The following is a 19,782-nucleotide window of genomic DNA, read 5'->3' as shown; positions in this document are numbered from 1 at the left end:
GTTCTCGGCAGGACAGGGCCCCCACCACAGGGCCGAATAAAAGCGGCCGAACACCAGCCGCCGCCCGGTCGATGACCGGCGACCGGCGCACATGCATGGAGGACGTGACGTGGCGAACGACGCCAGCACCGTTTTCGACCTAGTGATCCTCGGCGGTGGCAGCGGCGGTTACGCCGCGGCGCTGCGCGGAGCGCAGCTGGGCCTGGACGTCGCCCTGATCGAGAAGAACAAGCTCGGCGGCACCTGCCTGCACAACGGCTGCATCCCGACGAAGGCCCTGCTGCACGCGGGCGAGATCGCCGACCAGGCGCGCGAGTCCGAGCAGTTCGGCATCAAGGCCACCTTCGACGGTGTCGACATGGCGGGCGTCCACAAGTACAAGGACGACGTCATCGCCGGCCTGTACAAGGGTCTCCAGGGCCTGGTCGCCTCGCGCAAGGTGACGTACATCGAGGGTGAGGGCAAGCTCTCCTCCCCGACCTCCGTCGATGTGAACGGCCAGCGTGTCCAGGGCCGCCACGTCCTGCTGGCGACCGGCTCCGTGCCGAAGTCGCTGCCGGGCCTGGAGATCGACGGCAACCGCATCATCTCCTCGGACCACGCGCTGACGCTGGACCGCGTCCCGAAGTCCGCGATCGTGCTGGGCGGCGGCGTCATCGGCGTCGAGTTCGCGTCCGCGTGGAAGTCCTTCGGCACCGACGTCACCATCGTCGAGGGCCTCAAGCACCTCGTGCCCGTCGAGGACGAGAACAGCTCGAAGCTGCTGGAGCGCGCGTTCCGCAAGCGCGGCATCAACTTCTCGCTCGGCGCCTTCTTCGAGAAGGCCGAGTACACCGCGGACGGCGTCAAGGTCACCCTCGCCAACGGCAAGGAGTTCGAGGCCGAGCTGCTGCTCGTCGCCATCGGCCGCGGCCCGGTCTCGCAGGGCCTCGGTTACGAGGAGCAGGGCGTCGCGATGGACCGCGGCTACGTCCTCGTCGACGAGTACATGCAGACCAACGTGCCCACCATCTCGGCCGTCGGTGACCTCGTCCCCACCCTCCAGCTCGCGCACGTCGGCTTCGCCGAGGGCATGCTGGTCGCGGAGCGCCTGGCCGGCCTGAAGACCGTGCCGGTCGACTACGACGGTGTGCCGCGCGTCACGTACTGCCACCCCGAGGTCGCTTCCGTCGGCATCACCGAGGCCAAGGCCAAGGAGATCTACGGTGCGGACAAGGTCGTCGCTCTGAAGTACAACCTCGCGGGCAACGGCAAGAGCAAGATCCTGAAGACCGCCGGCGAGATCAAGCTCGTCCAGGTCAAGGACGGTGCCGTGGTCGGTGTCCACATGGTCGGTGACCGTATGGGCGAGCAGGTCGGCGAGGCTCAGCTGATCTACAACTGGGAGGCGCTGCCGGCCGAGGTCGCGCAGCTCATCCACGCCCACCCGACGCAGAACGAGGCAATGGGCGAAGCCCACCTGGCTCTGGCCGGCAAGCCTCTTCACTCCCACGACTGACCCAGTCCGGGCGCGACGACCACTTCCGCAATTCGTAAGGAGCAACAGAAACCATGCCGGTTTCCGTAACCCTTCCGGCGCTCGGCGAGAGCGTCACCGAGGGCACCGTCACCCGTTGGCTCAAGGCCGAGGGCGAGCGCGTCGAGGCTGACGAGCCGCTGCTCGAGGTCTCGACCGACAAGGTCGACACCGAGATCCCGGCCCCCGCCGCCGGCATCCTCTCGTCCATCAAGGTCGCCGAGGACGAGACGGTGGAGGTCGGCGCAGAGCTGGCCGTCATCGACGACGGCACGGGTGCGCCCGCTGCCGAGCCCGCCCCGGCTGCCGCCGAGGCCCCTGCCGAGGCGCCCGCCGCCGAGGCTCCGGCCCCGGCCGCCGCTCAGCCGCAGGCCGAGGCCGCGCCGGCCCCGGCCGCCGAGGCCCCCGCCGCCGCCCCGGCCGGTGGCGCCTCCGGTACCGACGTCGTGCTGCCCGCGCTGGGCGAGTCGGTCACCGAGGGCACCGTCACCCGCTGGCTGAAGGAGGTCGGCGAGGAGGTCGCGGAGGACGAGCCGCTGCTCGAGGTCTCGACCGACAAGGTCGACACCGAGATCCCCTCCCCGGCCGCGGGCACGCTGCTGGAGATCCTGGTCGGCGAGGACGAGACCGCCGAGGTCGGCGCGAAGCTCGCCGTCATCGGTGCCGCGGGCGCGGCTCCGGCCGCCGCCCCGGCGCAGGAGGCCCCGGCCCCCGCCGCCGCTCCGGCTCCCGAGCCGGCCGCCGCTCCCGCACCGGCTCCGGCTCCGGCTCCGGCCGAGGCCGCTGTCCAGGCTCCGGCTCCGGCCCAGCCCGCTCCGGCCGCCCCCGCGCCGGCTCCCGCGGCTCCGGCTCCGGCCGCCGCCGCACCGGCCGCTCCCGCCCCCGCCCCCGCCCCCGCGGCGCCTTCCACGGGCGACGCGGACGGTGCGTACGTGACCCCGCTGGTCCGTAAGCTCGCCGCCGAGAACAGCGTCGACCTGGGCTCGGTCAAGGGCACCGGCGTCGGTGGCCGCATCCGTAAGCAGGACGTCGTAGCCGCCGCGGAGGCCGCGAAGGCCGCCGCCGCTGCCCCGGCTCCCGCTGCCGCCGCCCCGGCGGCCGCTTCGAAGGCTCCGTCCCTCGAGGTGTCCCCGCTGCGCGGTCAGACGGTCAAGATGACGCGCATGCGCAAGGTCATCGGCGACAACATGATGAAGGCCCTGCACACGCAGGCCCAGCTGACCTCGGTCGTCGAGGTCGACATCACGAAGCTGATGCGACTGCGCAACAAGGCGAAGGACGCGTTCGCCGCCCGCGAGGGCGTCAAGCTGTCCCCGATGCCGTTCTTCGTCAAGGCCGCGGCCCAGGCACTGAAGGCCTACCCGGTCGTCAACGCCCGGATCAACGAGGACGAGGGCACGATCACCTACTTCGGCACCGAGAACATCGGTATCGCGGTGGACTCCGAGAAGGGTCTGATGACTCCGGTCATCAAGGGTGCGGGCGACCTCAACCTGGCCGGTATCTCGAAGAAGACCGCGGAGCTGGCCGGCAAGGTCCGCGGCAACAAGATCACCCCGGACGAGCTGTCCGGCGCGACCTTCACGATCAGCAACACCGGTTCGCGCGGTGCGCTGTTCGACACGGTCATCGTGCCGCCGAACCAGGTCGCCATCCTGGGCATCGGTGCCACCGTCAAGCGCCCGGTGGTCATCAACCACCCGGACCTCGGCGAGACCATCGCGGTCCGTGACATGACGTACCTGGCTCTCTCCTACGACCACCGTCTGGTGGACGGCGCCGACGCGGCCCGTTACCTGACGGCCGTCAAGGCGATCCTGGAGGCCGGCGAGTTCGAGGTCGAGCTCGGCCTGTAACGCTCGTCTCACCAGCGTCCGCGCCCCCGTCCGGAGGTCCTCCGGACGGGGGCGCCGCCGTATGGTCTAGAGGACCGCACACGGCTTGAAGGAGCGCTTCATGACCCCGCCCGTCGTCCACTCGCTGCGCGAGCAGATCCGCGAGCACATCGTGGAGGGGATCGTCAGCGGGCGCTGGAAGCCGGGCGAGCGGATCGTAGAGCGCCGGATCGCCACCGAGCTGGAGGTCAGCCAGACCCCGGTGCGCGAAGCGCTGCGTGAGCTGGAGTCCCTGCGGCTGATCGAGTCGGCGCCGAACAAGGGCGTACGCGTACGGAACCTCACCGCGGCCGACCTGGAGGAGAGCTATCCGGTACGGGCCGGTCTGGAGCAGATCGCGGCCGAGCTGGCGGCGTCGGCCCTGGCGGAGGACTGCTCGGCGCTGGAGCCGCACGTAGCGGCCCTGTACGAGGCGGACCGGACGGCCGACGGGACCGCGCAGGTGCGGCACACGGTGGGTTTCCACCGCGAGCTGGTGCGGGCGGCGCACAACAGCGTCCTGCTCCACACCTGGGAGGGCCTGGGCATCGAGGTCTTCACGGCCCTGTCCATCCGCTGGCTGGGCACGGTCCAGAAGTCGTACGCGGAGGAGCACGAGGCGCTGGTACAGGCGTTCCGCCGCAGCGACCCGGCGATCGGCACCCTGGTCAAGGAACACGTCCTGGGCTGCGCCCCACGGGCCTGAGACGGTCCCGCGCGGGTGGTCCCACGACCGCCCGCACCGCCCGAAATGCCACAAAGGCCACGGCACCGCGTGCCCTCTTTCGCGGCACGGAATGCCAATTTCGTTGTACGGAGAAGTTTTTCGGCCCCAGGCTTTGATCGATCATCGATCAGGGACTTACAGTCGACGGCGGGTCCACCGACCCCACGGCCCTGTCCTGCCAGACAAGGCCCCCCTTTTCTCCACCCCCCTCCTGTCCGGAAGGCGGCCATCATGACCGACCCCGTAGGCATTTCTCCGAGCGAGCTCGACCAGCTCCCGGACCGTGACACCGAGGAGACCGCCGAGTGGGCGGCCTCCCTCGACGCCGTCACCAAGGCCGCAGGCCCGCAGCGGGCGGCCTACCTGATGCGCCGCACGCTCCAGCACGCCGAAGGCGCCGGCATCGCGCTGCCGAAGCTGCTGGAGACGGACTACGTCAACACCATCCCGACCTCCGCCGAGCCCGCCTTCGACGGCGACGAGGCGATGGAAGCCCGTATCACCGCCTGGAACCGCTGGAACGCCGCCGCCATGGTGACCCGCGGCTCCCGCTTCGGCGTCGGCGGCCACATCGCCACCTTCGCCTCCGCGGCCTGGCTGTACGAGACCGGCTTCAACCACTTCTTCCGCGGCAAGGAGGGCGACGGCTCCGGCGACCAGCTCTACATCCAGGGCCACGCCTCCCCCGGCATCTACGCCCGCGCCTTCCTCGACGGCCGCCTCACCGAGGGCCAGCTCGATCGCTTCCGCCAGGAGGCCGGCGGCGACGGCCTGCCCTCGTACCCGCACCCGCGGCGCCTGCCCTGGCTGTGGGAGTTCCCCACCGTGTCGATGGGCCTCGGCCCGCTCTCGGCGATCTACCAGGCGCGCTTCAACCGCTACCTCCAGAACCGCAACATCAAGGACACGTCCCGCTCCCACGTCTGGGCGTTCCTCGGCGACGGCGAGATGGACGAGCCCGAGTCGACCACCGCGATCACCCTCGCCGCCCGCGAGCAGCTCGACAACCTGACCTTCGTCATCAACTGCAACCTCCAGCGCCTCGACGGCCCGGTCCGTGCCAACTTCCGGGTCGTGCAGGAGCTGGAGGCGCAGTTCCGCGGCGCCGGCTGGAACGTCGTCAAGACGCTGTGGGGCTCCGCCTGGGACGAGCTGTTCCAGCTCGACACCCAGGGCGCGCTGGTACGCCGGCTCCGTGAGGTGCCGGACGCGCAGTTCCAGACGTACGCGACCCGCGACGTGGCGTACATCCGCGAGCACTTCTTCGGCGCCGAGCCCGCGCTCGTCGAGCTGGGCAGGCTGCTCACCGACGCGAAGATCGCCGAGTGTTTCCACACCTCGCGCGGCGGCCACGAGGCCCGCAAGGTGTACGCGGCGTACAAGGCGGCCGTGGAGTTCAAGGGCGCGCCGACGGTGATCCTCGCGCAGACCGTCAAGGGCTACACCCTCGGTCCGGGCTTCGAGTCGAAGAACGCCAACCACCAGATGAAGAAGCTCTCCGGCAAGGAGTTCCGCGCCATGCGGGACCTGCTGGACCTGCCCATCCCGGACGCGAAGCTCGACGAGGACCTCGTACCGTACGGGCACCCCGGCGCCGACTCCCCGGAGGTCCGCTACCTCCAGGAGCGCCGCGCCGCCCTCGGCGGCCCCGCCCCGGCCCGCCGGGTGCACGCGGTCGCCCTGCCGGAGCCCGCCGACCGCGCCTTCAGCGCCCTCCTCAAGGGCTCGGGCAAGCAGGAGATGGCCACCACCATGGCGTTCGTACGCCTGGCCAAGGAGCTGATGCGGGACAAGGAGACCGGCAAGCGCTGGGTCCCGATCGTCCCCGACGAGGCCCGCACCTTCGGCATGGAGTCGCTGTTCCCGTCGGCCGGCATCTACTCGCCGCTGGGCCAGACGTACGAGCCGGTCGACCGCGACCAGCTCATGTACTACAAGGAAGCCAAGGACGGCCAGATCCTCAACGAGGGGATCACCGAGGCCGGCGCAATGGCCGACTTCATCGCCGCTTCGACGTCGTACGCGACGCACGGCGAGCCGATGATCCCCTTCTACATCTTCTATTCGATGTTCGGCTGGCAGCGCACCGCCGACCAGATGTGGCAGCTCGGCGACCAGCTCGGCCGCGGCTTCATCGTCGGCGCGACGGCCGGCCGTACGACCCTGACGGGTGAGGGCCTCCAGCACGCGGACGGCCACTCGCACCTGATCGCGTCCACGAACCCGGCGTCGCTCAACTACGACCCGGCGTTCGCGTACGAGATCGCGGTCATCGTCAAGGACGGTCTGCGCAGGATGTACGGCCCCGAGGCCGAGAACGTCTTCTACTACCTGACCGTCTACAACGAGCCCAAGCCGCAGCCCGCGATGCCGGAAGGCGTCGAGGAGGGGATCGTCAAGGGCCTCTACCGCTTCAAGGAGGCGGCGAACGCCACCGCCGAGACCCCGCGCATCCAGCTGCTCGGCTCCGGCACGGCGATCCACTGGGCCCTGGAGGCGCAGGAACTCCTCGCCGCCGACTGGGGTGTGGCGGCCGACGTCTGGTCCGCCACGTCGTGGGGCGAGCTGCGCCGTGAGGCGCTGGAGTGCGACGAGGCGCTGCTGCGCGGCGAGGAGCGCACGCCGTACGTGACCCGCGCCCTCGAAGGCGCGCAGGGTCCCGTCCTCGCGGTGAGCGACTGGATGCGTCAGGTGCCGGACCAGATCAGCCAGTGGGTCGAGCAGGACTACTCCTCGCTCGGTACGGACGGCTTCGGTCTCTCGGACACCCGCGAGGCGGCCCGCCGTCACTTCGGCGTCGACGCCCGGTCGGTCGTGGTCGCCGCCCTGGCCCAGCTCGCCCGCCGCGGTGAGGTACCGGCGTCGGCGGTCAAGGAAGCCCGGGAGCGGTACGGCTTCTGAGCCGCTGACCGATCACCTTCCGAACGCCGGAGGGGCCGGACGCCCGCGCCGCGCGGCGCCGTCCGGCCCCTCCGGCGTTCGCGCGGCACCCACCCGCCGTCGCGCCGGCACCACGCGCCTCGCGCATGGCCGCACCCGCACGGGCCGCCCGCAGCGCGGCCGGCACCCGGCACAATGGCCGCCATGCGCGCAGCCCGCCTCATCAAAATGGTGCTTCTGCTCCAGTCCCGCCCCTCCATGACCGCCGCCGAGCTGGCCCGTGAGCTGGAGGTCTCCGAGCGGACCATCACGCGGGACGCGCAGGCCCTGTCGGAGGCGGGCGTGCCGGTGTACGCCGACCGGGGCCGGACCGGCGGCTACCGCCTCATCGGCGGCTACCGCACCCGGCTGACGGGGCTCGCCCGCAGCGAGGCCGAGGCGCTCTTCCTCTCCGGGCTCCCGGGTGCGCTGCGCGAGATGGGCCTCGACGACGCCGCGTCCGCGGCCCGGCTCAAGGTGTCGGCCGCCCTGCTGCCCTCCCTGCGGGACGCCTCCGACACCGCCGCGCAGCGGTTCCATCTCGACGCCCCCGGCTGGTACCAGGAACCCAGGACGCCCGAGCTGCTGCCGACGATCGCGGAGGCGGTCTGGGACGACCGGATGATCACCGGTCGCTACCGGCGCGGCCACGACCGTGAGGTGGAGCGCCGGCTGGCCCCCTACGGCCTCGTGCTGAAAGCCGGCGTCTGGTACCTGTGCGCCCGCTCGGGCGACGAGTTCCGGGTGTACCGGATCGACCGTTTCACCGCGGTGGCCGTCTCGGAGGAACGTTTCGTACGGGACGAGGGCTTCGTCCTGCCGGAGTTCTGGGAGGAGCGGGCGACGGACTTCGCCCGCTCGATCCTGCGTGCCGAGGTGGTGGTGCGGCTGTCGGAGGCCGGTGTGCGGCGGCTGCCGTACGCCGTGGACCGCGCGGCCGCGACCGAGGCACTCGCCGAGGCCGGGCCGCCGGACGAACAGGGGCGCGTCACGGTGACGCTGCCGGTCGAGTCGTACGAGGTCGCGTTCGGCCAGCTCTTCTCCGTCGGGCCGGACCTGGAGGTGCTGGGCCCGCCCGACCTGCGCGAGCGCTTCGCGGAGGCGGCGGCCCGTACGGCCCGGCTGTACGAGCGGGGGCGTCAGCGGTAGTCGCTCACCGGGGCCTTCTTGCCGCCCTGCACGACCTCCTCGTAGTACGGCCAGCCGTCCGGCCGGCTGCCGTCCGTGTCCGTGAAGCCGTACTCCTTGGCGAGCTGCCCGCTGGACAGCGAGCGCCCGTTCCAGCGGGCCCGGCCGGAGTCGGCGGCGAGCGCCGCGACCGCCCGGCCGACGTACACCGGCGACTCGGCGACCTCGAAGCCGGGGACCTTGGCGATCGCGTCGCGCCAGTTCTCCTCGGTGACGCCGAAGGCGTCCAGCATCTCCTCCGAGCGGAGGAAGCCCGGGGTGACGCAGACCGCCGTGCAGCCCACGTCCGCGAGATCGTGGCCCAGCGCGAACGCCATGCGGATCGGCGCGTTCTTGACGAGGTCGTAGTAGAAGTTCTCGCGGAAGTGGGTGCGGTTGTACTCGTCCGTCCCGTCGGTCATCTCGACCACCAGTCCGCCGGGGTTGCGCACCAGCAGGGGCACCGCGAGTCCGAGCGTGATGGCGTGGGTCTTCACGCCGAGTTCCAGCATCCGCAGGCCGACCGCAAGGTCCGTGTCCCACATCTTCTTGCCGAACTCCAGCAGATGGTCACCGCCCCAGACACTGTCGACCAGGATGTCCAGCCGCCCGTGCTCCCGGTCGATCCGTTCGACGAGCGCCCGGACCTGGTCCTCCACGAGGTGATCGGTGGGGACGGCGATGCCTTCGCCACCGGCGTCCCTGACGAGGTCGGCCGTCTGCTCGATGGTCTCGCCGGGGCGCCCCACCTCACTGACGTGCCGGCGGGTGGTGCGCCCGGTGACGTACACCGTCGCGCCGGCCGCCCCGAGCTGCACGGCGATCGCCCGCCCGGCTCCCCTGGTGGCCCCCGCCACGAGTGCGATCCTGCCCTTGAGTGGTGCCGCGTCCTGCTCCCTCATGCCTGCTCCTCGCCTCCGCTTCCGTGTCGTACAGATCCGTGTCGTACACGTCGTACGCATCCGTGCGCGCGTACGGATCTGTTCCGTACGCATCGACACTGGCACCCAAAGCCGACACCTTCTGTCGGGTATTACCGCGAGGAGCCGCACGTCCGGTAACGACACAGCCGCATCCGGGGTACTCCGCGTGCGCGGGCATGGGGCAAGGCCGATGCTTGTCCCGTGATGGACGAGACGGAATTCTGGGAGATCATCGACCACACCCGCGAGGCCGCCGAGGGCGACCCGGAGGATCACGCGGACCTGCTGGTCGACGCGTTGCTCCAGCTCGATCCCGACTCCGTGCTCGACTTCGCCAGACACTTCGAGGTCCGCTACAACCGCGCCTACCGCTGGGACTTGTGGGGCGCTGCGGCCGTACTGCTCGGCGGTGCCGGCGACGACGCCTTCGACTTCTTCCGCTGCTGGCTGATCGGCCAGGGCCGGGAGGTCTTCGAGGGCGCGCTGCACGGACCGGACCATCTGGCCGACCTCCTCGACGAGTTCGACGAGGAGGTGGACGGCGACGGTGAGGAGCTGGGGTACGCGGCCGACGAGGCGTACGAGCAGCTCACCGGCGCGGTGGCGCCGGATCTGGGGGTTCCGGCGCAGGCCCCGGAACCCGAGGGCACACCGCTCGACCTGGAGGACGAGGACGCCCTGGCCGAGCGGTACCCGCGGCTGTGGGAGCGGTTCGGCAAGTGACCCGGTGCGCCGCTGCGACCGTGCGGAACGCCTCCTGCCACCCGCGAGCGCTCCCGACCGCCGCACTGCACTGCCCGTACCGGCTCACGGGCGGGACGTGGCCGCCGGTTCCCGGTCGGCGGTGTCCTCGTGCCCGAGCGCCAGCAGGGCCACGTCGTCCTGTACGTTCTCCGCCTTGCCCGCGAAGCGCACGAGGTCCTCCCGCACGGCCTCGTTGAGAGCCATCAGGTCGTCCGCCGGGACAGTGGCGGCCAGGACGGGCAGCCGCTGCGCGAGCGGGTAGAAGGCCCCCGAGGCGTCGCGCGCCTCCGTCACCCCGTCGGTGTGGGCGAGGATCCGGTCCCCGTACTCCAGTGGTACGGAGGTCACCCCGACCGGTACCGTCGCCGCCAGACCCAGCCCCAGCGGCGGCGCCGGGTCCAGGGCGATCTCGCTCGCCGTCCCGCCCCGCAGCAGCAGGGGCGCCGGGTGGCCGCAGCTGACCACCCGTACGACGGCCTGGCCGGGCGGGAACTCCATCACCACCGCGGTGGCGAACAGCTCCGCGTGCTCCACGGCGGCGGAGTCCACGACCAGCCGGCGGTCCAGCCGCGCGGCCACCCCCGCCAGGTCCGCCTCGTCCAGCACGGCCTCGCGGAACGCGCCCAGCAGCGCGGCGACCGTCGCGACGGCCTCCAGGCCATGGCCCTGCACGTCGGCCACCAGAGCCCGTTCACCGTAGGGACCTTCGCGCACGTCGTACAGGTCCCCGCCCACCAGCAGCCCGCGCTGGGCGGACCGGTACAGCCCCGCGCACCGCACCCGGCCGACAGAGGAGGGCAGCGGCGGCAGCACGGCGAGCTGCGCGGCCTCCGCCACCGTGCGGACCGTCACGAGCTGCTGTTCCCTGCGGGTTCGCACCAACGAGATGACCACGCTCAGCACGACGACGACCACCACCGCGAGCAGGTCGGGCGTCTCGACGTCCCAGATCCGGCGGCCGTACGGCAGGCTCAGCGTCAGGAGGGTGAGGCAGCCGAGCACTCCGACGCTGACGGGGCCGTAGGCGAGGGCCGCGACCGGGGTCACGGCCACCACGAAGTAGCCCAGCTGAAGGGTCTCGGGTGTGACGATCTGCGCGACGGTGAGCGCTGCGAGGATGATCGCGGGCAGGGCCCTGAGCCAGCGCGGCTGCGGTGTTCCGCGCAGCCATGCGGGGGCCTCTTCGGCGCCCCTGGCCCGCCTCGAACTCATCGGACGTAGGGCCCGCGGCTCATCACGCGGGTCGCTGGCGTGGGCTGCATCCGGATCTTGTCCATACCTCTCCCACTATGGCCCAGGGACTCGGCCCACGCCCGTCAGCGCGGCCGTCGGCGCGGCCCGTCGACTCACGCCCGTCAGCCACGCCCGTCAGCGCCGTCTGTCAGCGCCCGTCTGTCAGCGCACGCCCCATGACGACGTCGTCGACGTACTGGCCGCCGAGGAGGAACTCTCCCGGCAGCACACCCTCGACCACGAATCCCTCGGCCTCGTAGAGCGCACGCGCGGGAGTGTTGTGGCCGAGCACTCGCAGCGTCATGCGCACCGCGCCGCCGCTCCGCGCCGCGTCGGCTGCCGCGCGCAGCAGCGCCCGCCCGATCCCGCGCCCGCGCGCGCCGTCCGCGACGGCCAGGCCCTGGATCTGCCGTACGTGCGCGTTGCTCGCCAGCGGCGTGGGCGGGACCGTCCGGATGTAGCCGGCGATCGCACCGTCCAGCTCGGCCACCAGGATGTCCTCGGGCCGGTGGCGTTCGTCGAAGAACGTGGCGTACGGCGGCCGCGGCCGCTCCTGCACGGAGTGCACCGGCGACCAGGTCTCCCGGTCCAGCCCGGCCAGCTCCTCCTCGTCGGCCGTGGTGGCGGGACGTATCACCGGGGCGGCCAGGGAGGCGGCGGGCTTCGGCACAGGGGGCTCCGACATGGGTGCCACCCTGCCATCCCCGCCCGGTGAGCCGGAATGCGGGGCAGGATGGGCGTCATGCGGATTGCGGTCACCGGCTCGACCGGTCTCATCGGTACGGCGCTCGTGCGCTCCCTGCGCGCGGACGGGCACGAGGTGCGGCGCCTGGTACGGCGCCCGGCGAACAGCCGGGAGGAGGTGACGTGGGACCCGAAGCGGCAGTACGTCGACGCCGCCGGACTCGCCGGCTGCGAGGCCGTCGTCCACCTCGCGGGGGCGGGCATCGGCGATCACCGCTGGACGCAGACGTACAAGAGGGAGATCCGTGACAGCAGGGTCCTCGGTACGGCCGCGATCGCCGAAGCGGTCGCTTCCCTGGACGCGCCGCCGAAGGTTTTCGTGTGCGGTTCGGCGATCGGCTTCTACGGCGACACCGGCGAACGCGCGGTGGACGAACAGGCGCCGCCCGGCGAGGGTTTCCTGCCGTCCGTGTGCGTGGAGTGGGAAGAGGCCGCCGCCCCGGCTCAGGAGGCGGGCGTACGAACGGTGTTCGCCCGTACGGGACTCGTGGTGGCACGTGAGGGCGGGGCGTGGGGTCGGCTGTTCCCTCTCTTCAGGGCAGGGCTCGGCGGGCGGCTGGGGTCCGGCCGTCAGTACATGAGCTGCATCGCGATGCACGATCAGATCGCGGCGCTGCGTCATCTGATCGACACTCAGTCGCTGTCGGGCCCCGTGAACCTCACGGCGCCGCGCCCGGTCACCAACCGGGAGCTCACCGAGGCGATGGGGCGGGTACTGAAGCGGCCCACGCTCTTTACCATCCCGGCGCCGGCTCTGCGGCTCGCACTGGGTGAGCTCTCCTCGGACGTACTGGGCAGCCAGCGGGTTCTGCCACGGCAGTTGGAGGAGTCGGGCTTCGTCTTCGCGTTCCCGGAGATCGACGACACCCTGCGGTCGGCACTGCGCAGCTGACCCCCGCTCCCAACCCAGCACCAACTGACCGGTTCTGGTCACTTTCTGTCCGGGACGCGATCGTTGCCCTTCGATTGTGCTCCGGTTGTGCTCCGATGCCCCGGTCCATGCGCGACTGTGCCCGGCCGTGTCCCCTTTTACGCTTCGACTCGAACTCGGGCATTCCGTCGACCTGTTGAGGGCATGAGACCCCCACAGTCGCGCCGACCTCGGGGAGGGTCACGTGCTCACCACCGCACACCACGCGGACGTCGTCATAGTGGGGGCCGGGGTCGCCGGTCTCTCCGCCGCCCATCAGCTGACCAGCGCCGGTGTAACGGTCGGCGTCCTGGAGGCTGCCCCTCACGTCGGCGGAAGGATGACTACCGAGGAGGTCGACGGTTTCCGGCTCGACCGCATCGGCCAGGTGCTCAGCACCGCGTATCCGGAGCTGCTCCGGACCCCGGGCCTCGAAGGGATGGCGCTGCGCACGTTCTCCCCCGGTGTCCTGGTGCACAGCGGCGGCCGTCGCTATCGCGCGGGCGAGGCCGGAAGCGCGCGCGGCGCACTCACCGCGGCGCGGGCGCTGGCCGGCGCGCCCCGCCCTCCGTTCGGCGGGGCGCTCGACCAGGCGCGGCTCGGCGCGGCACTCGGGCGGTTCGCGGCCACACCGGTGCGCCGGCTCATGGCGCGGCCCGAACGGCCCGCCGCCGAAGCCCTTTCCAGTCGCGGACTGCCGCCCCGTACGGTCGACGGCTTCCTGCGCCCGCTGCTCTCGGCACTGCTCAGCGACCCCGAGCTCACCACCTCCAGCCGCTGCGCCGACCTCGCGCTGCGCGGCTTCGCGCGCGGCCGGCTGTGCGTGCCCGAGGGCGGGGCGTCGGCGCTGCCCGAACTGCTGGCGGCCACACTGCCACCGGGAACGGTACATACGGGCGTACGGGTGACCGGCGCGTCCACCAGCTCCGTCACCACCGAGGAGCACGGCGAGTTCGGCTGCCGTTCCCTGCTGCTGGCCACCGGCGCCCGCGCCGCCGCGAGCCTGCTCCCGGGCCTGCGGGTGCCGCCCTTCCACCCGGTGACGGTGCTGCATCACGCGGCGCCCGCCTCCCCGCTCGCGGACCCCGCCCTGCTGCTGGACGCCGACCGGAGCGGCCCCGTCTCGCACACCGCCGTACTGAGTGAGGTCGACCCCTCACGCGCGCCGCGCGGCCGGTCGCTGATCTCCTCCACGGTCCTCGGCCCGCCGCCGCCGAGCCCCGACCGCGCGGTGCGCGCGCACCTGGCCAGGCTCTACGGCATCCCCACCGACGACTGGGAGCTCCTCGCGGTCCACCACGACCGGGAGGCCGTTCCGGCCATGCCGGCGCCGCACGACCTGCGGCGTCCCGTACGGCTGCTCGCGGGCCTGTACGTCTGCGGCGACCACCGCGGGACGAGCACGGTGCAGGGCGCGCTCCACTCGGGCCGCCGGGCCGCACACGAGATCCTGCTCGACTTCGGCATCCAGCCCGGTTACGCACCCGAGGCACTGCGCGAGGCGGCCTGAGGGCAGCGCCACGCGGGGGCCAGGAGACCGGGCAGCGCGGGCCGGGCAGCACAGGACCGGGGGTAGCGGGACCGAGGGGCAGCGCGGCCGGAGGCAGCGCCGGGCCGGGCGTCACCCCAGTGCCGCCACCCGGTCCCGGTAGTTCCGGACCGCCACGGCGTCCCGGTAGGGCTCAAGGCGCTTCTCGAACTCGCGCACGTACTCCAGGGCCCGCGCCGACCGCATCTCCGACGCCTGCTGCGCCGACTCCGCGCCCAGCGCGCACGCCTGGTCCAGCTCCCCCAGCCCCAGCCGGGCGGTCGCCAGCACCACCCGGCAGAACAGCCGGCTGCGCGCATAGCCGGGCGCGCGCAGCTGGAGCGACCGCTCCGCGTGCTGCGCCGCCGCGCGGTACTGCTGGAGATCCCGGTGGCAGTGCCCGAACTCGTCCGCCAGCTGCGCCTCGTCGAAGAAGCGCGCCCAGTGCGGCAGCTCGTCCCCCGGGCGCGCCGCCTCCATCGCCCGCTCCGCCCGTACGAGCGAGGCCGTGCACGCCCGCACCTCTCCCAGCACCCCGTGCCCGCGCGCCTCGGCCGAGTGCAGCAGCGCCTGCACGACGGCTGGCGCCGCGCTGCCGACGCCCTGCTGCGCGACGCGGGCCAGTTGCACCGCCTCCCGGCCGTGGCCGAGGTAGACCGCCTGCCGGCTCATGGTGACCAGGACGTACGAGCCGTACGGCCGGTCGCCCGCCGCCTGCGCCAGGCGCAGCGCCTGGACGAAGTACCGCTGGGCGAGACCGTGCGCGGCGATGTCGAACGAGGTCCAGCCCGCCAGCCGGGTCAGATCGGCGGCGGCCGCGAAGAGCCGCCGTCCGGTCGCCTCGCCGTACGTACCGCGCAGCATCGGTTCGGTCTCGTGCTCCAGGTAGCGCACCAGCGCCTGCCGGGCGTGGCCGCCGCCGTAGGCGTGGTCCAGCGTCCGGAACAACTCGCCGACCGAGCGCAGGGCCGCGATGTCCCCGCCGGTCACACGCTGCCCGGCCCCGCGGTCGGTCTGGCGCTGCCGGGGCACGGCCGGGCGGCCCTGGGAGGGCACCCGGGCGCCGTTCGCCTGCGGGGGGTCGCCCCGTGCGACACGGTCGTCGGCGCGCCCGATCAGCCAGTCCCGGCTCGGGACGACGAGCCCGGCCGGGGTGAAAGCGATCTTGCGCAGCTCGGCATGGCTGCCGGAATCCTTGCGCCACAGGCCGCTGACGATGTCGACGGCCTCCTCGGGGGTGGCCGCGAATTCCAGCCCCGCGTAGACGGGCGCGCAGGCGTCGAGGCCGAGGTCCTGGGCCGTCAGCCGTCTGCCGAGGCGGCGGGTGAAGACCTCGGCGATCAGCGCGGGTGTGGTACCGCGAGGTTGCTGGCCGCGCAGCCACCGGGTCACCGACGTCTTGTCGTACCGCAGGTCGAGGCCGTGCTCCAGACCGAGCTGGTCCACCCGTCGGGCCAGGCCCGCGTTGGAGAATCCCGCTTCCGCGATGAGCGCGGCGAGCTGGCGGTTCGGCGTGCGCTGCGGGGGTCGTTCCGTCATCAGCTGTGCGGTCTCCTGCCTTCTGGGCGCCCGGGCAGCAGCCCTCATGGAACGGCGCGAATTTAGCTCCACAGGCCGCCCGCCCCGGCCCCTTCGGCCCGCATTCATCCGATCGTGTGAGGATTTATGGGGACGCTGACGAACTCAGGCGGAAACGACCTGGCCCGTGACCCGCTTCCCCGCGGTCGTACAGTGGCTGGGGCGCGCACAACGCGCCGGTGGTGGTTCTAGGGAGGCGTTGCCGTGAGTGACCTGCGGTTTGTCCGACTGGGGTTCGGCGAGGAAGCGGTCGAGTACCAGGTGGCCTGGCAGAAGCAGCGCGAGGTGCACGCGGCACGGTTCGCGGACGAGGTCCCGGACACCTGCCTGCTCCTAGAGCATCCGCCGGTCTACACGGCCGGCCGACGTACGCAGGACAGTGAGCGCCCGCTGGACGGCACCCCCGTGGTGGACGTGGACCGCGGTGGCAAGATCACCTGGCACGGTCCCGGCCAGCTGGTCGGCTATCCGATCATGAAGCTGCCGCGCCCGGTCGACGTGGTGGCGCACGTACGCCGCCTGGAGGACGCGCTCATCCGCACCTGCGCGGACTTCGGCGTCGAGACGAGCCGGGTCGAGGGCCGCAGCGGTGTCTGGGTGCTGGGCGACCCGGTGGAGCGGCGCCCGTCGCCCGGCGGCCTCTCCCTGGACTTCGACCCGAGGCTCCAGGACGAGGAGTTCGACCCGAGGCTGAACGGCCCCGAGTACGCCCCGTCCAACGCCGGCCAGCGCCGCGAGGACCGCAAGCTCGCCGCCATCGGCATCCGGGTCGCCAAGGGCGTCACGATGCACGGCTTCGCGCTGAACGTGAACCCGGACAACACCTGGTTCGACCGGATCGTGCCGTGCGGCATCCGTGACGCGGGCGTCGCCTCGCTCGCGGGCGAGCTGGGCCGCGATGTCACCATCGGCGAAGTCGTGCCGGTCGTGGAGAAGCATCTGCGGGACGTGCTGGAGCACGCGGATCTCGCGCCTCGCCCCGTGGCGCAGGCCACCGTCTAGCCCCCGGGGAATGCGGACCGCTGGCCATGGGTTGGCGTGACGTAATCCCCATACAAATATCGGGCGTACCCTGGTGGGCGCCGAAGAATCGAAGTCGTAGGGAGCCGGACGTGTCCGCAGTCGCACCCGACGGACGCAAGATGCTGCGCCTGGAGGTCCGGAACAGCCAGACCCCCATCGAGCGCAAGCCCGAGTGGATCAAGACCCGGGCGAAGATGGGCCCCGAGTACACCAAGATGCAGGCGCTCGTGAAGGGCGAAGGACTGCACACGGTGTGCCAGGAGGCCGGCTGTCCGAACATCTACGAATGCTGGGAGGACCGCGAGGCCACCTTCCTCATCGGCGGTGACCAGTGCACCCGGCGCTGCGACTTCTGCCAGATCGACACGGGCAAGCCTGCCGCGCTCGACCTGGACGAGCCGCGCCGCGTGGGTGAGTCCGTCGTCACGATGGACCTGAACTACGCCACCATCACCGGCGTCGCGCGCGACGACCTGGAGGACGGCGGCGCCTGGCTGTACGCGGAGACCGTGCGCCAGATCCACGCGATGACCTCGGAGCGGGAGGCCGGCCGTACCAAGGTCGAGCTCCTGATCCCCGACTTCAACGCGGTCCCCGAGCAGCTCGCCGAGGTCTTCTCCTCGCGCCCCGAGGTGCTCGCGCACAACGTCGAGACGGTGCCGCGCATCTTCAAGCGCATCCGCCCCGGCTTCCGGTACGAGCGTTCCCTCGAAGTGATCACGCGAGCCCGCGAGGCCGGCCTGGTCACCAAGTCGAACCTCATCCTGGGCATGGGCGAGGAGCGCGAAGAGGTCAGCCAGGCCCTCCAGGACCTGTACGACGCGGGTTGCGAGCTCATCACGATCACGCAGTACCTGCGGCCCTCGCCGCGGCACCACCCCGTCGAGCGCTGGGTGAAGCCGCACGAGTTCGTCGAGCTGAAGGAGGAGGCCGACGAGATCGGCTACTCCGGTGTGATGTCCGGGCCGCTGGTCCGTTCGTCGTACCGCGCGGGCCGGCTGTTCGGCCAGGCCATGGAGCGGCGCGAGGCGCTGGCGGCCGCACCGACCGTGTGAATCCCGGCACAAGTGGTTACCGGCCAGTAATGGCCGAGACGGCGCGGCCCGCACCGTCCCCGCAGGTAGGGGGACCGTGCGGGCCGCGCCGTCGTTGCGTCCGTACGGGTCCGGCATTCATGGGTGTTTGACCGCCCGGTCATGTGCTGGTAACACCAATCAGTGACCCTGGGTTTACGCACAGCTCCATCGCCGCCCCGCCGCACCCCCGGCTCACACACCCCCCGTTCCCGAGTGACCGCTCCGAGGAGGGACCCACACCATGCAGGCCGCGACCCCCGTCCGCGCGCACGCCATTCCGTCCGTCACCCACGCGCTGCGCGCCGTCGAGTCCCTGCTCATGGGCGCCGGACAGCGCACCGCCCGCCGCAACGCCTGGACCTCGGTGCTCGAAGACCGGCGCCGGGCCAAGGACCGGGTCGAGGCTCAGCACGTACTGGAGGCCGTGGCGGGCCGGGCTTCACGGGCAACGTAAACTTCACAGCATGGCGAGGAAGGAACGCGCAGACAACGCGGACACTGCGAACCCCGGGCGACTCAAGCAGATCGCCCTGACCTACAAGATGACCCGGCGGGCCGATTCCAAGATCGGTCTCGTTCTCGCGGGTGTGGGCATCGTCACGTTCGGTGTCTTCCTCGGGATCGGCTTCTTGATCGATCACCCGGTCTATCTGGGCATTCTGGGCTTCTTGCTGGCCTTCCTCGCGATGGCGATCGTCTTCGGACGCCGCGCCGAGCGGGCGGCCTTCGGCCAGATGGAGGGACAGCCGGGCGCTGCGGCCTCCGTGCTTCAGAACGTCGGCCGCGGCTGGTCCACGACCCCGGCGGTGGCGATGAACCGCAACCAGGACGTCGTGCACCGGGCCGTCGGCAAGGCGGGCATCGTGCTGGTGGCGGAGGGCAACCCGAACCGGCTGAAGAGCCTGCTGGCGGCCGAGAAGCGGAAGATGGCGCGGATCGTGGTCGACGTACCCGTCCACGACCTCATCATCGGCAACGACGAGGGTCAGGTGCCGCTGAAGAAGCTGCGCACCACGATGCTCAAGCTGCCGCGCGTCCTCACCGGCCCGCAGGTGACGTCGGCCAACGACCGGCTGCGCGCCATGGGCGACCTGATGTCGAACATGCCGCTGCCGAAGGGGCCGATGCCCAAGGGCGGGCGGATGCCGCGCGGAAAGATGCGCTGACCTTCCCGTCCCGTACGACATACGTCGAAGGGCGGCCCGGAACCGAGAGGTTCCGGGCCGCCCTTCTCGCTCTGTACGGAGGCGTCGGACCCGAGGCCCGGACGGAGGGGGCGGACCCTGGGCCCGGACGGAGGCTCGGACGGAAGGGTCAGATCCTGACCTGGACCGCGCGGGCCAGACGGTCGTGCAGCCCGCGGCCGTCGCGGTCCCACACCAGCGCGGGGATCGCCAGGCACAGCAGGACGCTGCGGACGAGGACGCGGAAGAAGCCGAGGCGTTCGCCGTTCTCCGCGACCACGCGCAGACCGAAGAGGCGCTTGCCGGGGGTGGAACCGACCGTACCGATGGTGAGCACGCTCAGTACGAGCAGTACGCCCAGCGCCCAGTTGCCCGTCGCCTGCCCGTTACCGCCGGTGAGCAGCCCGTATGCGATGAGCATGCACAGGGCCCAGTCGGTGAAGAGGGCGCCGAAGCGCCGGCCGAGCGGGGCGATGGCCCCGGGCCCGTGCTCCGGCAGTCCGAGCCGCTCGCCGCGGTACCCGGTGTCGGCACCCATCTCCTTGGCGGCTTCACCCGGCCCGGAGAGCCACGATCCGATTGCTTGCCTGTTGTCCACCCGTACAAGGTACTGCGACCGCTTTCGTACCCTGGAGG

At 71.8% G+C, this 19,782-nt stretch carries 17 protein-coding genes; 12 read left to right on the top strand and 5 right to left on the bottom strand.

From position 1 onward, the window contains the following. The first annotated feature begins 109 nt into the window (after positions 1–109). The 5 genes from lpdA (at position 110) to AS594_RS24735 (ending at position 8,185) form a co-directional block, all read left to right on the top strand. Complete coding sequence (lpdA, locus tag AS594_RS24755) at positions 110–1,498, top strand: dihydrolipoyl dehydrogenase (protein WP_069929070.1); 1,389 nt, start codon at positions 110–112, stop codon at positions 1,496–1,498. Positions 1,499–1,551: 53 nt separating this feature from the next. Further along, positions 1,552–3,372, top strand: a complete 1,821-nt coding sequence (gene sucB / locus AS594_RS24750) for a 2-oxoglutarate dehydrogenase, E2 component, dihydrolipoamide succinyltransferase (RefSeq protein WP_069935379.1) — start codon at positions 1,552–1,554, stop codon at positions 3,370–3,372. A gap of 100 nt (positions 3,373–3,472) precedes the next feature. Beyond that, the gene (locus AS594_RS24745; protein ID WP_069930763.1) at positions 3,473–4,096 is read left to right on the top strand and encodes a GntR family transcriptional regulator; all 624 of its coding nucleotides are present in this window, start codon (positions 3,473–3,475) and stop codon (positions 4,094–4,096) included. A gap of 252 nt (positions 4,097–4,348) precedes the next feature. Then, positions 4,349–7,018 (top strand): pyruvate dehydrogenase (acetyl-transferring), homodimeric type, encoded by a 2,670-nt coding sequence (gene aceE / locus AS594_RS24740; protein WP_069929068.1) that lies wholly within the window; start codon positions 4,349–4,351, stop codon positions 7,016–7,018. Between the two features lie 183 nt (positions 7,019–7,201). Further along, positions 7,202–8,185, top strand: a complete 984-nt coding sequence (locus AS594_RS24735; RefSeq protein ID WP_069930762.1) for a helix-turn-helix transcriptional regulator — start codon at positions 7,202–7,204, stop codon at positions 8,183–8,185. Here AS594_RS24735 and AS594_RS24730 read toward each other — a convergent pair. Beyond that, entirely contained in the window at positions 8,176–9,105 is a 930-nt protein-coding gene (locus AS594_RS24730; protein WP_069929067.1) for an SDR family oxidoreductase, read from the bottom strand. The genes AS594_RS24735 and AS594_RS24730 overlap by 10 nt on opposite strands. 225 nt (positions 9,106–9,330) lie before the next feature. Between AS594_RS24730 and AS594_RS24725 the strand changes: the two genes are divergently transcribed. Next, positions 9,331–9,849, top strand: coding sequence for a DUF4240 domain-containing protein (locus tag AS594_RS24725; RefSeq protein ID WP_069929066.1), 519 nt, complete (start codon positions 9,331–9,333; stop codon positions 9,847–9,849). An 84-nt stretch (positions 9,850–9,933) separates the two neighbouring features. Here AS594_RS24725 and AS594_RS24720 read toward each other — a convergent pair whose 3' ends face one another. Both AS594_RS24720 and AS594_RS24715 read right to left on the bottom strand, forming a co-directional pair. Then, entirely contained in the window at positions 9,934–11,082 is a 1,149-nt protein-coding gene (locus AS594_RS24720; RefSeq protein WP_069929065.1) for a PP2C family protein-serine/threonine phosphatase, read from the bottom strand. A gap of 169 nt (positions 11,083–11,251) precedes the next feature. Then, positions 11,252–11,788 (bottom strand): GNAT family N-acetyltransferase, encoded by a 537-nt coding sequence (locus AS594_RS24715; protein ID WP_069929064.1) that lies wholly within the window; start codon positions 11,786–11,788, stop codon positions 11,252–11,254. A gap of 48 nt (positions 11,789–11,836) precedes the next feature. Between AS594_RS24715 and AS594_RS24710 the strand changes: the two genes are divergently transcribed. Then, positions 11,837–12,739: a TIGR01777 family oxidoreductase gene (locus AS594_RS24710; protein ID WP_069929063.1), complete on the top strand. Its 903-nt coding sequence runs from the start codon at positions 11,837–11,839 to the stop codon at positions 12,737–12,739. A gap of 223 nt (positions 12,740–12,962) precedes the next feature. Next, entirely contained in the window at positions 12,963–14,267 is a 1,305-nt protein-coding gene (locus tag AS594_RS24705) for an NAD(P)/FAD-dependent oxidoreductase (RefSeq protein ID WP_069929062.1), read from the top strand. A 111-nt stretch (positions 14,268–14,378) separates the two neighbouring features. Here the strand turns inward: AS594_RS24705 and AS594_RS24700 are convergent, their stop codons facing one another. After that, positions 14,379–15,824: an NsdA family TPR-like regulatory protein gene (locus tag AS594_RS24700; RefSeq protein ID WP_069929061.1), complete on the bottom strand. Its 1,446-nt coding sequence runs from the start codon at positions 15,822–15,824 to the stop codon at positions 14,379–14,381. A 243-nt stretch (positions 15,825–16,067) separates the two neighbouring features. Here AS594_RS24700 and lipB point away from each other — a divergent pair, with 243 nt between their 5' ends. From lipB to AS594_RS24680, 4 genes are all read left to right on the top strand, one after another. Next, positions 16,068–16,865 carry a lipoyl(octanoyl) transferase LipB gene (gene lipB / locus AS594_RS24695; protein ID WP_069929060.1) on the top strand — a complete coding sequence of 266 codons (798 nt, stop codon included), beginning with the start codon at positions 16,068–16,070 and terminating at the stop codon, positions 16,863–16,865. Between the two features lie 110 nt (positions 16,866–16,975). Further along, entirely contained in the window at positions 16,976–17,941 is a 966-nt protein-coding gene (lipA, locus tag AS594_RS24690; protein WP_069929059.1) for a lipoyl synthase, read from the top strand. Positions 17,942–18,203: 262 nt separating this feature from the next. Then, on the top strand, positions 18,204–18,416 hold the full coding sequence (locus tag AS594_RS24685; RefSeq protein ID WP_069929058.1) for an SCO2195 family GlnR-regulated protein: 213 nt from the start codon (positions 18,204–18,206) through the stop codon (positions 18,414–18,416). Between the two features lie 10 nt (positions 18,417–18,426). After that, entirely contained in the window at positions 18,427–19,128 is a 702-nt protein-coding gene (locus AS594_RS24680; RefSeq protein ID WP_069929057.1) for a DUF4191 domain-containing protein, read from the top strand. Between the two features lie 148 nt (positions 19,129–19,276). Here the strand turns inward: AS594_RS24680 and AS594_RS24675 are convergent, their stop codons facing one another. Then, a complete protein-coding gene (locus AS594_RS24675; protein WP_069929056.1) occupies positions 19,277–19,744 on the bottom strand; it encodes an RDD family protein in 468 nt (155 codons plus the stop codon). Between the last annotated feature and the right edge of the window lie 38 nt (positions 19,745–19,782).

It is taken from the genome of Streptomyces agglomeratus (assembly GCF_001746415.1).
Lineage (GTDB): Bacteria > Actinomycetota > Actinomycetes > Streptomycetales > Streptomycetaceae > Streptomyces > Streptomyces agglomeratus.
Note: the sequence above shows the minus strand (reverse complement) of the source record. Positions and strands in the feature narration are given on the sequence as shown.